Annotated in this window: 11 protein-coding genes; 6 read left to right on the forward strand and 5 right to left on the reverse strand. The window is 68.0% G+C overall.

Annotated elements, in window-relative coordinates:
- The first annotated feature begins 61 nt into the window (after positions 1-61).
- Positions 62-2,629 (forward strand): LuxR C-terminal-related transcriptional regulator, encoded by a 2,568-nt coding sequence (locus ACFV9C_RS13045; protein ID WP_380193245.1) that lies wholly within the window; start codon positions 62-64, stop codon positions 2,627-2,629.
- Here the strand turns inward: ACFV9C_RS13045 and ACFV9C_RS13050 are convergent.
- Entirely contained in the window at positions 2,612-3,232 is a 621-nt protein-coding gene (locus tag ACFV9C_RS13050) for an ester cyclase (protein ID WP_380193246.1), read from the reverse strand. The two genes, ACFV9C_RS13045 and ACFV9C_RS13050, sit on opposite strands and share 18 nt — an antisense overlap.
- The gene (locus ACFV9C_RS13055; protein ID WP_380193248.1) at positions 3,229-4,725 is read right to left on the reverse strand and encodes an MFS transporter; all 1,497 of its coding nucleotides are present in this window, start codon (positions 4,723-4,725) and stop codon (positions 3,229-3,231) included. The genes ACFV9C_RS13050 and ACFV9C_RS13055 overlap by 4 nt, the downstream gene beginning before the upstream one ends.
- 235 nt (positions 4,726-4,960) lie before the next feature.
- Here ACFV9C_RS13055 and ACFV9C_RS13060 point away from each other — a divergent pair, with 235 nt between their 5' ends.
- From ACFV9C_RS13060 to ACFV9C_RS13070, 3 genes are all read left to right on the forward strand, one after another.
- Positions 4,961-5,803: an AAA family ATPase gene (locus ACFV9C_RS13060; protein WP_380193249.1), complete on the forward strand. Its 843-nt coding sequence runs from the start codon at positions 4,961-4,963 to the stop codon at positions 5,801-5,803.
- Positions 5,757-7,544, forward strand: coding sequence for a LuxR C-terminal-related transcriptional regulator (locus tag ACFV9C_RS13065; RefSeq protein ID WP_380193251.1), 1,788 nt, complete (start codon positions 5,757-5,759; stop codon positions 7,542-7,544). The genes ACFV9C_RS13060 and ACFV9C_RS13065 overlap by 47 nt, the downstream gene beginning before the upstream one ends.
- A 67-nt stretch (positions 7,545-7,611) precedes the next feature.
- Entirely contained in the window at positions 7,612-7,833 is a 222-nt protein-coding gene (locus ACFV9C_RS13070) for a hypothetical protein (protein ID WP_380193253.1), read from the forward strand.
- Here the strand turns inward: ACFV9C_RS13070 and ACFV9C_RS13075 are convergent.
- Genes ACFV9C_RS13075 through ACFV9C_RS13085 form a run of 3 tightly spaced genes read right to left on the reverse strand, consistent with a single transcriptional unit; the run spans position 7,816 to position 10,817 of the window.
- Entirely contained in the window at positions 7,816-8,655 is an 840-nt protein-coding gene (locus ACFV9C_RS13075; protein ID WP_380193255.1) for an amidohydrolase family protein, read from the reverse strand. The two genes, ACFV9C_RS13070 and ACFV9C_RS13075, sit on opposite strands and share 18 nt — an antisense overlap.
- Positions 8,645-9,622: an aldo/keto reductase gene (locus tag ACFV9C_RS13080; protein ID WP_380193256.1), complete on the reverse strand. Its 978-nt coding sequence runs from the start codon at positions 9,620-9,622 to the stop codon at positions 8,645-8,647. The genes ACFV9C_RS13075 and ACFV9C_RS13080 overlap by 11 nt, the downstream gene beginning before the upstream one ends.
- Complete coding sequence (locus ACFV9C_RS13085; RefSeq protein WP_380193259.1) at positions 9,615-10,817, reverse strand: mandelate racemase/muconate lactonizing enzyme family protein; 1,203 nt, start codon at positions 10,815-10,817, stop codon at positions 9,615-9,617. The genes ACFV9C_RS13080 and ACFV9C_RS13085 overlap by 8 nt, the downstream gene beginning before the upstream one ends.
- Positions 10,818-10,984: 167 nt before the next feature.
- Here ACFV9C_RS13085 and ACFV9C_RS13090 point away from each other — a divergent pair, with 167 nt between their 5' ends.
- Both ACFV9C_RS13090 and ACFV9C_RS13095 read left to right on the forward strand, forming a co-directional pair.
- The gene (locus ACFV9C_RS13090) at positions 10,985-11,917 is read left to right on the forward strand and encodes a LysR family transcriptional regulator (protein ID WP_380193260.1); all 933 of its coding nucleotides are present in this window, start codon (positions 10,985-10,987) and stop codon (positions 11,915-11,917) included.
- A 250-nt stretch (positions 11,918-12,167) separates the two neighbouring features.
- On the forward strand, positions 12,168-13,007 hold the full coding sequence (locus ACFV9C_RS13095; RefSeq protein WP_380193262.1) for a carbohydrate ABC transporter permease: 840 nt from the start codon (positions 12,168-12,170) through the stop codon (positions 13,005-13,007).
- The last annotated feature ends 5 nt before the right edge of the window (positions 13,008-13,012 follow it).

Consider the following 13,012-nt stretch of genomic DNA (forward strand, 5'->3'; position numbering starts at 1 on the left):
CGACCGGAGAGCGCGCGAGCGTCACCAGGATCAGGTGATTTCCAGGGGTTACGCTGACCGGGTGCCTGGCCAGAGGCTGATCGACCGCCGCCACCTGATCGACGCGCTCGACCGCGCCGCGGCGCAACAGGTCACGGTCATCTCCGCACCAGCCGGTAGCGGGAAAACCTCACTGCTGCGTAGCTGGGCCGCGCACACGGACCGTCGTACGGCGTACCTCGCGATCCGGACGGATCAGTACGACGCCCAGCTCTTCTGGCTCGCACTGCTCACCGCCGTCCAGGAGACGACCGGTAGCACACAGCCGCCGCCGTCCTCGCCGGGCTTCGACGCAACGGCGATGGTCGACACCGTACGGTCCGAGCTCGGTGCCGGCGCCATCGTGCTGATCATTGACGACCTGCACGAGCTGACCTCCGCCGACGCGATCACCCAGCTCAGCACGCTGCTGACCACTCTGCCCCCGGAAGCGCACGTCGTGATCGCCACCCGCGGCGAGCCCACGGTCCGGCTTCAGCGACTCCGGCTGGTCGGCGAGCTCGCCGAGATCCGAGCGCCAGACCTTCCGTTCACCGAGGCCGAAACGCGCGAACTCCTCGCCGACGCACGAGTCAACCTGTCCGATGCCGCGATCGCCGTACTGCAGGACCGCACCGAAGGCTGGGCGGCCGGTCTGCGGCTCGCGCTCCTGTCGCTCGCCGGGCACCCGGATCCCGAGCGGTTCGTCGCCGAGTTCTCCGGTACGGACCGGACCGTCGCGGAGTACCTGCTCGCAGAGATGCTCGACCGGCAACCAGACGACGTCCAGCGGCTGCTTCTCCGTACGTCAGTGCTGGATCGCGTGAACGGCGAACTTGCCGATCTCCTCACCGGGGCCGTCGGGTCCGAACGGATCCTCCTCGCGCTCGAGGACGCCAACGCGTTCGTGGTGTCGCTCGATCACGAGCGCACCTGGTTCCGGTATCACCACCTGTTCCGCGACCTGCTGCGGCTGGAACTTCGGCGTACGAACGACGTACATCAACTGCATCGTGAAGCGGCGCACTGGTTCTCGGAGTACGGCGACATCGCCGAGGCCGTACGGCACCTGCAGGCCGCCGGAGACTGGGCCGAGGCCGCACAACTGCTGACCGACCACGCGCTCAGCCTCACCCTCGACGGCGAAGCCGCCACCGTCGCCGCACTTCTCGGTTCGTTCCCGCCCGGTGCCGATCTGCCGAGCCTTGCGGTGGCACATGCTGTCGCCGAACTCAACCGCGGACGCCCGGAACGCGCCGCCGCGCATCTCGACGTCGCACGAGCCGATCCCTCCGCCGGCCGTAGCTACCGGATGGCGACCACAGTCGCTGCTCTGGACTTGCTGGTCGCGCGGTTGCGCGGCAACTTCGACGGGGTCGTCGAACAGATCGAAGCGTTGCCGTCAGCAACCGACCTCTCGCCGTCAGACGTTGCATTGAGCAATGATGCACGGGCGACCGCGTTGCTCAACCTCGGCGTCACCGCAGCCTGGTCGCTGCGACTGGCGGAGAGCGAGAAGTACCTGCTGGAGGGCGCTGCCGCGGCACGCGAGAACGGACGGCCGTATCTGGAGGTCGCCTGCCTGGCGCACTTGGGATTCGCGGCCACGCGCGATTCACTCGCCGACGTACGCCGGTACTGCGAGGATGCTATCGCCCTGGCGACACGGCACGGTTGGGCAGGCGAGCCGGTCATCGCTCCGGCGTACATCACGCTGTCCGCGACCGTCGCCTGGACAGGCGATTTCGACGAGGCCGAGCGGTGGCTCGACCGTGCCCGCGCCGCGGTTCCGCCGGACGGCGAGCCAGGCGTGCAACTGCTCCTCCACCTCGCCACGGCCACGCTCGCAGCCGGGCGGGGCCGGTACGACGACGTACTTGCCTCGCTCGTCGCAGCCGGCAGCGTGCGGATGACCGGCCGCCATGCCCTCACTTCACGCGTCCTGGGCTGGACCATCGCCGCACAGGTCCGCCTCGGCCAACTGGATCGTGCGCGCGAAACCCTCGCCGCTGTTGACGATCGCTCCAGATCGACCGGCGAGATCCGCATCGCCGCGGCCGTTCTGCAGGTCGCCGAAGGACATCCGGATCAGGCCCGGGCCGAGCTGCGCGCAGTCCTCGACGGCACCGCCCCCAGCAACCCGCGGCTGACCACGATCGAGGCCAATCTGCTCGACGCACTGGCTGCCCGATCCCTCGGGGACGACGAGTCGGCGCGCGCCTCGACCGAGCGAGCGCTCCAACTCGCCGAGCCGGACCGCATCGTCCTCCCGTTCCTGATGGCACAAGCCGGGCCGCTCCTCGCAGAGCTTCCGACCCACGGTACGACGCATGCCGCGCTCGTCGCCGACATCCTCGACCTCATCCCGGCCGAACCCGTCGTCCCGGCATCTGCAGACCCGCTCAGCCGCACAGAGCTCCGCGTACTGCGCTACCTACCGACCAACCTCACACGTCCCGAGATCGCGGACAAACTCTCGGTCTCGCTGAACACCGTGAACACACACATCCGCCACATCTACACGAAACTCGGCGCCACCGACCGCTCAAACGCAGTCCAACGCGCCCGCGAACTACGACTGCTCTCCCCCACCTCAACCGCCTATCGCTGACGCGAAGTCCGGCATCACGCCCAGCTGTGCATACAAGGTGGTGAAGGCGATGTGGCAGTCGAACCTCTCGATCTTGCCGTTGCGCAGATACCAGAAGTCAGCGGTCGGGAAGTCGATCTTGGCGCCCGTCGGCTTGATCACGCCGGCCGGCGTGTCGAACGGTCCGCGGAACGTCCCCTGGATCGACAACTCGATGCTCACCACGTCACCGTTCACGGTGATCTGCTTCAACTCGCGGTGGATGTCTGGAAGGAAGTTGCCCAGCCAGGTGATCAGATAACCGAGCTGATCACCACGCAATGTCGACCGGCCGTCCACACCGCCGATGCCGTTCAGCACGCCGTCGGCGGCGAACAGTTGCATGAAGCCCTGAGCATCGAGGACGGTCCCCTCCCCCACGTGATAAGCCTGCAGAACCACAGCGAGGTTGGCCTTCTCGTGCGCGGTCAAGTGACGGTCAGTGAGCGGCAACTCGCTCAGCCTTACTCCGGTCTGCGTGTTGTCAGAAGCGGATGCAGCCTGCGACGGAGCCGCGCCACCAAGGAGCACCAAGCTCGCAGCCGTGGCCAAGGCAGCGACGGACTTCCAGCGGTGAGCGTTCATTTGCTTCTGTCCTCCAGTAGTTTCGAGAACGGTGTGCCGTCCTGGACCAGCGGTCCGCTGCGGAATAGGACGCCGCCGATCACGGCGCCGGCGGCGAAGATCGCGGTGATCCACCAGAACGCGGTGTCGTACCCGTGAACCAGCGCCAAGGCGTTGAACGCCTGGCGATCCATCCGCCGGGCCACGTCGGTGTGTGCTTCGATGTACGACGCGACCGCGCCGGCGAAGATCGTGTTCACCAGCGACGCGCCGACCGAGCCGCCGAGCATTTGGCTGACCGTGACAGTCGCCGCCGCTACGCCGGCATCCTCCTGGACGATGCCGAACGTGCCGGTGCTGATGGCCGACGCGATCACAAGGCCCATTCCGAGTCCGGCGAGCACCAGTGGACCGAGCACACCCGTGACGTAGCCGCTGTGCGGACCCAGCTGTGCCAGCCAGGCTGTTCCCGCCGCGGTGGTCACCATCCCGGCCGCCACCACCGGCCTGGGACCGAACCTGGGCATCAAGGCGTTGGTGGCCAGATTGGACGTAGCAATCAGGCCGGCACTCATCGGCAGGAATGCGAAGCCGGTCACGAGCGGCGTATACCCCAACGTCTGCTGCAGGTAGTACGTCAGGAACAAGAGTGTTCCGAACAGCCCGGCCGTACCGATCAGGATCGAGAGATAGGCACCGCCCCGGTTGCGGTCAAGCACGACCCGCGGCGGCAGCAGCGGCTGCCTGGCCCGCCAGAGCCAGACCGCGAACGCGACGCCGAGAACGACACCACCGACGAGGAAGCCGTACGTCGACGCTGCCCGCCAGCCGTTCGTCGCCGCGTTGGACAAGCCGTAGACGAGGCAGAACACCGCGCCGGCAACCAGCAGGGCGCCCGGCACGTCAAGTCGCGGCTTGGACGGAGACCGCTGCCCCGTGAGCAGTAGCAATGCACCGACGAACGCGATTCCGGCAAAGATCAGGTTGACGTACAGCGTCCACCGCCACGACAGGTACTCCGTCAGCGCGCCACCGAGCAGCAGCCCGACCGCGCCTCCCGCCGCAGCGATCGCGCCGTAGATGCCGAAGGCTCTGGCGCGATCTTTGGGCTCGGTAAACGTCGTGGTCAGCAGCGACAGTGCCGACGGCACCAGCAACGCCGCGAACGCTCCCTGGCCGGCCCGCGCCGTGATCAGCATGGCGAAGTTGACCGAGGCGCCCCCGATCGCCGACACCACCGCGAATCCGGCCAGCCCGATCAGGAACGTAGTCTTTCGGCTCACCAGGTCAGCCAGCCTGCCACCCGGCAGCAGGAGGCTGCCGAACGCCAGAGTGTACGCCGTTACCACCCATTGCCTGTCTGCCGTACTGAACCCCAGCGCCTGCTGCGACGACGGCAGCGCGATGTTCATGACGGTGATGTCCAGGACCACCATGAGCTGCGCCAGGCCGATGACGCCCAGGATCAGCCAGCGCCGTCCCTGGCCGCCATCGAGTGAGGTGGCATCAGACATGAGACACACCACGTCCTTCTCTGCGGTCGACCTGCCCCGTGCATGGCGAGCCTCGCCGCTGAGCAGGTGAGAGGCCGTCACCGGATGTCGGTGATTCACCGGAGACTTCCCCGGACCTGAGGTGCCGGTGCGGCATAATCAGGCGCCAGAGGTAAGGCGTGGCTATCAGGGGGGCGGGCCTTTGACGGTGGCTCCAGCGACTCCCCGGCTGATCGACCGGGAAGATCTTGTCGCTGTGCTGGATCACGCGGCGGCACGGAAGGTGACGGTCATCTCCGCTCCGGCAGGCAGCGGCAAGACCTGCCTACTGCGCGAGTGGGCAGCGGGTCCCGGGCAGCAGCTCCGGCTGGCCCTCGTACAGGTGCAACGTGACGAGCACGACGAGCAGCAATTCTGGCTCTCCTTGCTCGACGCGGTCGGCCACGCGGAACCGCCAACGGCCACACCTGACTTCAACGGACCGGCGATGGTCGACCGGGTGCTGTCGGCGCTCCGCGATGCGCGCGAACCCGTCGCGTTGGTCATCGAGGATCTTCACGAGCTGAACTCGCCACCGGCCCTGGCTCAACTCACACAGCTTCTCGCGGGGCTTCCACCGCACGCACACGCGATTCTGACGATGCGGCACGACGTACGGCTCCGGCTGCATCAGCTGCGGCTCGCCGGAGAGTTGGCCGAGATCCGCGCGGCGGACCTGACGTTCTCGGAGCGCGAACCCCGTCAGCTCCTCGAGAGCTCCGGTATCGACTTGTCGGCGCCCGGCGTGGCGCTGCTGCACCAGCGGACGGAAGGGTGGGTAGCGGGGCTGCGCCTCGCCGTTCTGTCGCTGGCCGGGCATGCCGATCCGGAACGGTTCGTCGCGGAGTTCTCCGGCAGCGACCGGACGGTTGCCGAGTATCTGATCGCCGAGATGCTGGAGCGCCGGCCCGTCCGAGGTCCAAGAGCTGCTCCTGCGCACCTCGATCCTGGACCGCGTCAACAACGAACTGGCCGACGTACTGACCGGACGCCCGGGCTCGGAGCGGATCCTGTTGGAGCTGGAGAGCGCCAACGCGTTCGTCGTGTCGCTGGACGCTGAGCGCACCTGGTTCCGGTACCACCACCTGTTCGCCGATCTCCTGCGGCTGGAGCTCCGCCGGAGGCTGCCCGAAGAAGTCGCGACGTTGCACCGGCGCGCCTCCGAGTGGTTCATAGTGCACGGCCAGGTCGCTGCGTCGGTCCGGCACACACAGGCGGCCGGCGACTGGCACCAGGCGGCCCGGCTGCTCGCCGACCATGCGTTCAGCCTCACCCTGGACGGGCAGGCGCGGACGATGCAGGCGCTGCTCGGTGCCTTCCCACCCGGCGAGGACCACCCCGAGCTGGCCCTCGTACGCGCGACGGTCGGCATCGCGTCGGGCCGACTGGACGAGGCGGCCACGCACCTCCGGTCCGTCGAGAAATACGCCGAAACCGGCAGGCATACAGCCCAGCCGAGCCGGCAGCGTCGACTCCGCATCGCGGTCGCGGCGCTCAACCTGTCTCTCGCCGGCCGCAGCGGCAACTTCGCCGGTGTCATAGAACAGGCGAACTTCCTCGCGGCACCACCGGGCGAGCCATCCGACAAGGACATCTCGCTCGACAACGACGTACGCGCGATCGCCCTGATGAACCTGGGCATCGCCCGAACCTGGAGCCTCGGGCACAAGGACGCCGTGGACGCCGAACGCCATCTCCGGGACGCCGCCGTGCTGGCCCGGGAGATCGGCCGGCCGTACCTCGAGGTGGCCTGCCTCGCGCGACTCGGATACGCATCGCTGGTCCTGCATTCGTTCGCGACGACACAACGGCACTGCCGGGAGGCGATCGCGCTCGCCGAGCACTACGGCTGGGGTTCGGAACCGGTCATCGCACCCGCCCTGGTCATGCTGGCCGGAACGCTTGTCTGGACAGGCGAGTTCGACGAGGCCGACCTCTGGCTGCGGCGCACGGAACAGGCCTTGCACACAGACGCTGGGCCCGACACCAGGCTGCTGCTTCATCAGACAGCCGGTGTACTGCACGCCGGCCGCGGCCGGCACCGCGAAGCCCTACAAGAGTTCGCCGGGGCTGAAGACCTCGCGACGCGGCTCACCGACCTGCATCCGCTGGCGAGCCGGGTGACCGGCTGGTTCCTCTCCACCAAGGCCCGGCTCGAGATGACAGCCGAAGCCCGGGCCGCTCTGTCAGCACTCGACGAACGAGCCGACTCTGCCGAGCTCCGCAACGCCCGCGCGACGATCTGCCTCATGGACGGCGACCCGGCCGGAGTAGTGAGTGTGCTGCGCGACGTCCTGGCGGGCACGACACCAGCCGTCGCCTATGCCACGGTCGTCGAGGCGAACCTGCTGGCCGGAATCGCCCACCGGCAGCTCGGCGACCAGCGCGCCGCGAACCAAGCCGCCGAACGCGCGCTCGCCCTCGCCGAGGCCGACCGGCTGATCCTCCCGTTCGCCCTCACCGGCGCTGCCGAGCTACTCGAGTCCCTGCCGCGCCACGAAACTGCCCATGCCGCACTACTCGCCGACATCCTCGACGTACTGCGTGGCGCGATCCCCACGCCCGACGACCAGTTCCCGGTGCCGCCGTTGGTGGCACTCAGCCCTGGCGAACTGAAGGTACTGCGCTACTTGCCGACCAATCTCTCGCGACCGGAGATCGCCGGCGAACTGTGCGTCTCGGTAAACACGGTCAGCACGCACCTGCGCAACATCTACGCCAAGCTCCAGGTCAGCGACCGCTCCTCCGCGGTGCAACGAGCAAGAGACCTCCGACTGCTGGCAGTCGACCGCAGGCGTTGACGAACACCGGCCCAGTCATCAGATCCCGGTGATGTGAATTCACCCGGCAGGCCACGACGATGGCTGCATGGACCCAACGCCTGCCCAGTATGCGATCCGGGTCCGCGGCCGCCTCGGCGCCACGATGCTGTCCGCCTTCCCAACACTGGAACCCCGCCCGCACGGCACCGACACCATCCTCACCGGCCTGCTGGACAGGTCGGCCCTGTACGGCGCACTCGCCGAGATCGAGGCCCTCGGCCTGGACCTCGTAGAAGTCCGTCAACTCACCTCACCTGACGGCAGCTAGCGAATACACACGCTCGGCGTTCCCGCCATAGAGGAGGTCTCGTTCGGTTGTGGTGAGGGTGGGTAGTGCTGCGTTCAGGCCGGTGCGGACCTCGTCGTAGGACCCCGCGAGTAGGCAGACCGGCCAGTCCGAGCCGAAGAGGATGCGATCGGTGCCGAACCACTCGACGACGCGTTCGACGAAGGGGCGCAGGTCGTCAGCTGTCCAGCGGTTCCAGTCGGCCTCGGTGACCATGCCGGACAGCTTCACCGCGACGTTCGGGGACGCAGCCAGGCCCGGCATCAGCTCGCTCCACGCCGGGTCGGAGCCGTCCGCGATCCGTGGCTTCGCGATGTGGTCCAGTACGAACTGTAGGTCCGGGAAGGCTCGGGCGGTGGCGATCGCGGCCGGGAGGTCCCGCGCGCGGACGAGTAAGTCGTACACGAGCCCGTGGCGCTGCACAGCCGCCAGCCCTCGGCGTACGTCATCCCTCAGCAACCAGTCGGGATCCGGTTCGTCGTGGACCTGGTGGCGGATCCCGATCAGCCGCCCCGGTCCGTCGAGCAGCTCGGACAGTTCGTCGTCGACCTTTAGCGACGTCAGGTCGACCCAGCCGACGACCCCAGCTATGAAGTCCGCCTCCAGTGCGAGAAACTCCCGTGTCTCGTCCAGGTCCGGCAGAGTCTGGACCAAGACCGTACGGTCGATGCCTGCAGCAACCAGTACGTCGCGGAGATCGTCCGGCGCGAATGCCCGCCGTACCGGATCCATCGCCGCACCATCCATCCACGGATAGCTGTACCGTGCGGGATCCCAGAAGTGCTGGTGTGCGTCAACGCGCATCTGTCAGCCCTGCGTTCTGCAAATCGGTCCACAGCGCGGACGGGATCTCCACGTCCAGCAAGGCCAGGTCTTCGTCCAGCTCGCCGACCGTCCGGGCGCCGATCAGCACCGTGCTGACCCGCGGATGCGCCAGCGGGAACTGCAGTGCGGCGGCCGCCAGCGGTACGTCGTACTTCCGGCACAGGTCCCGGATCGCGACCGCTTTCGCGACCACCTCGTCCCGCGCCGGGATGTAGTCGAATGATGCCCCGGGCAACGGGTCGACGAGGATGCCGCTGTTGAACACGCCGCCGATCACCACCGAGACCTCACGCTCCTCACACGCCGGCAACAGGTCGGCCAGCGCGGACTGATCCAGCAAGGTGTAACGCCCGGCGAGCAGCACGACGTCGAGGTCGCACGAGCGGACCAGCTCGGTCAGCGGCGCCGAGTGGTTCATGCCGGCGCCGATCGCGCTCACCGTCCCGGCGGCGCGCAGGTCGCGCAGGGCGGCGTACGCCGTGGTCGCCGCCGCCTCGAGGTGGTCATCCGGATCGTGCATGAGCAGTACGTCGAACCTCTCCAGCCCGGTCCGCTCCAGACTCTCCTCAACCGAACGCCGGATGCCGTCGTAACTGAAGTCCCACACCGGCCCGACCGGCGGAACGTCGAGGTAGAACGGCACCCCGTCGTAGTACTGCGTCTCGTCCCGCGGCGCGTCCGGCCGCAGCAATCGGCCGACCTTCGTCGACATCACCAACTGGTCCCGATCAGCCGCCGCCACCCCGCGACCGACACGCTTCTCGGCCAGCCCGTGGCCGTACAGCGGCGCGGTGTCGAGGTACCGAATCCCACGGTCAAGCGCGTGGTCGACGACCGCGACCGCATCGGTGTCGCTGATCGCCTGCTGAAAGTTGCCGAGGGCAGCGGTTCCGAGCCCGATCCGCGGCACGAACAGGTCCGTGCGCCCGACCCGTACCTCATTCATGCGAGGTCCTGCCACCGACGCCGCGCAACTGCCACTTCTCGCGGGCCTCCTTGCGTACGGCGGTCGACGCGCCGGGCGTTTGCGGCCGTTCGGCGAACCCCTCGTTCACCACGCTCCGCGACTCGAACACGTCCTGCGTCCACGGGATGAACTCCAGCAGCGGCGGGCTCTCACTCAGTACGACGCCGGCGAGATGCTGGTGCACCTGCATCATGTCCCCAGCATGCGGGACGAGGCGCAACCCACGTGCTCCCGCCTGCTGCGCCACCTGCATCCACTCGGTCACCCCGGCCAGGCGCGTCACGTCAGGCTGAACCACACGGATGGCGTCTGCCTCGATCAGTCCCGTGAACGCGTGGTACGAGTACAGGCTCTCCCCCGCCGCGACGTCGACCGTCCCGACGGCCTGCAGGCGACGATGGGCGCCGAGATCGTCGGCGTGCACGGGCTCCTCGATCCAGTCCATTCCGGCCTCCGCGAGTACGGGGAGCATCCGATGCGCGGTCGCCAGATCCCAGCGCTGGTTGGCGTCCGCCATCACCGTGATATCGGACCCGACCGCCTTCCGGACCGCGCGGACGCGAGCCGCGTCCTCGCGCCAATCCGGCGTACCGACCTTGATCTTGACCCGGCGCCAACCGCGGTCGACCAGCGATCCCAGATCGCGCACGACCTCGGCGACGCTGAGGTTCAGCCAGCCGCCGTCCGTGTTGTACGTCTCGATCGGGTCGGCAGAGCCTCCGAGCAACCGCCACAACGGCACCCCGGCGCGCTGCGCGGCGAGGTCCCAGAGGGCGATGTCGACCATCGACAGGCCCATGTGCACGACCCCGGCACGGCCGATCCAGTGCGTCGGCAACCAGTACAGCCGCTTCCAGGTGCCGAGGATGTCCTCCGACGACGCGCCGACGAGCGCGGGCGCGTAGTACCGGTCGATTACCTGGCACAGCATCTCGGCGCCGGTGTGTACGCCGGAGATCCCAGTGCCGACTCGGCCATCAGCGGTCCGGATCTCGACGACCGGGACGATCCACGACTTCAGCGCCGCGGTGGAGTCCGCCAGCGGTTGTGCGAGCGGCACGGCGAGAGCGTACGTCTCGACCGCGACGATCACGTTGCCCTCCTCACCCGGCGCGAGATCGTGCCGCGCCGGCGACAACAGCCCCAGCGCCTCCTGCGGCATCTCGAGTTCCACTCGCGGGCCCCTCCGTTCCAGGCTGATTCGACCTGGCAATTCACGCACGCCGAGCGGCCGCGGAACAACGCCGATGTACGAATACACGGGTTTCGTCCGACGAATACCGATCCGTGGGCCACCTGGTACGGTCCGGAGAAACCCGCCGAACCGTGGAGGAGGCAGCCGTGCTGGACGTGGAGCTGTCCTGGCTCCGGACCTGGATCGAGGTCGTCGACTCCGGCGGGTTCGCCCGTGCGGCGGCCCGCCTGCACCTGTCGCAGCCGCGGGTCTCGGCCCGGGTGGCGAGCCTGGAGCGCGCTCTCGGCTGTGTGCTGATCGAGCGCCGGATGCGTCCGCTGACGTTGACCGACGACGGCCAGCGCCTGCTCCCCCGGGCCCGGCTGATCGTCACGGCAATGGACGATACGGTCTCCGACATGCGCTCGGCCGCGGGCTCGTTCACCGGCAAGCTGGCGGTCGCGAGCTTCGCCAGCGCCAGCTCCGAGTTCCTCCCGGACCTGTTGATCCAGTTGCGTACGGCGAACCCGCTACTTGAGATCGCCGTTCTGGACGGGGACGTCCAGGTCATCGACGACTGGCTGTCGGACCGGCGCGCAGCTGTCGCGCTCCGCCCGCTCCGCCCGGAACCCTCCGATCACGCACTCATCCACCGGGCGATCTGGCGCGAACCGTTCGTCGTCCTCGCACCACCCGGCCATCCCGTCCTCCAGCACGACACCATCAGCCTCGACGACGTCGCCGCGCATCCGGTCATCACCATCGGCGATCCGCTCGGCGACCCGAGCCTCGGCTACGAGGCCTGGTCGGCCATGCAGGCGAGCCGGATCGAGCCGGCCGCCGGCGTCGTCTCACACCAGCCGACAACCCTCGCCGCGATGGTCCGGGCCGGCCACGGCCTCGGACTCGTGAACAGCCTCGCGGCCGCGATGGTGCGCACCGACGGTCTCGAGGTGCGCGAGGTGAGCAGCGTGCACCTCTATCGCGACGTCGGCCTGTGGTGGCACGCGGAACGGCCGCTGAGCCGCGCCGCGCAGGCCTTCGTCGACCTTGTCCTGCAGGCCGACCGACCACCCGGCACATTGCCCATCCCCGACTGACGGTCGTATTCGCCGGACGAATAGCACCCATCCGGGATGCGTCGTTGCACGGTCTCGGGCGGCCGTGACTGAATGTCCACAAGGTTAGTTCCGCGAGTCGCACAGCATTCGCCGGCGCCCATTCCGCGCCATGACTCGCCGCATCTGTTCTGCGAAGGAGCCCATTGTGGTGTCAGTCGCCGCCGGCGCACGCCTGCGCGCAAAAAGAGCCGCCGGACCGGCCCACCGGTCGGACTGGAAACTCGCGCTCGTGCTCATTCTCCCGGCCGCCGCCGGCTTCATCACGTTCGCCGCAGTCCCGGTAGTTCGCGGTATTTATCTGAGCTTCACCAGATTCCGCATCCTGACGCCGCCTGTGTGGACTGGACTGGACAATTACCGGCGATTGCTCGGCGACACGGTGTTCTGGAAGTCGCTCGCGGTCACCGCAGAGTACGTCGTACTCTCCGTCGTCCTCGGCCTCGCGGTGTCGCTGCTGACGGCGGTGATCATGCACCGGCTGACCCGCTCGGCCGTCATCCGCGGACTGGTGCTGCTGCCATTCCTGGTGTCCGGGGTCGTCGCCGCCCTGATCTGGCAGTGGATGCTCGACCCAGGCCTCGGCATCGTCAACGTTGTCGTCAAGGCGGTCACCGGCCACGAGATCCTCTTCCTCGGCTCACAGGGCTGGGTGATCCCGACGCTGGCGTTCATCGGCGTCTGGAAGTCGATGGGCTACAACGCGATCCTGATCTTCGCCGGTCTGCAGACGATCGCACCGCAGATCTACGAGGCCGGCCGGATCGACGGCGCGACCGAACCCCGAATGTTCCGGTACCTAACGTTGCCGCTGCTGCGCCCGATCATGGCGATGGTCGCGGTGCTGACCGTGATCAGCTCGTTCCAGGTCTTCGATCTCGTCGCCGTCACCACCAAGGGCGGCCCCGCCGACGCATCGAAGGTCCTGCCGCTCTACATCTATGCCAAGGGCTTCAGCGAGTTCGACTTCGGCTACGCACTGACGATGTCGATGGCGTTGTTCGTGTTGCTGCTGGCAATCACCTTCGTGCAGCTGCGGCTGCTGCGCGCCAACGAGTCCGACACGAACTGAGGTCC

The sequence above is a fragment of the Kribbella sp. NPDC059898 genome, assembly GCF_042730855.1.
GTDB lineage: Bacteria > Actinomycetota > Actinomycetes > Propionibacteriales > Kribbellaceae > Kribbella.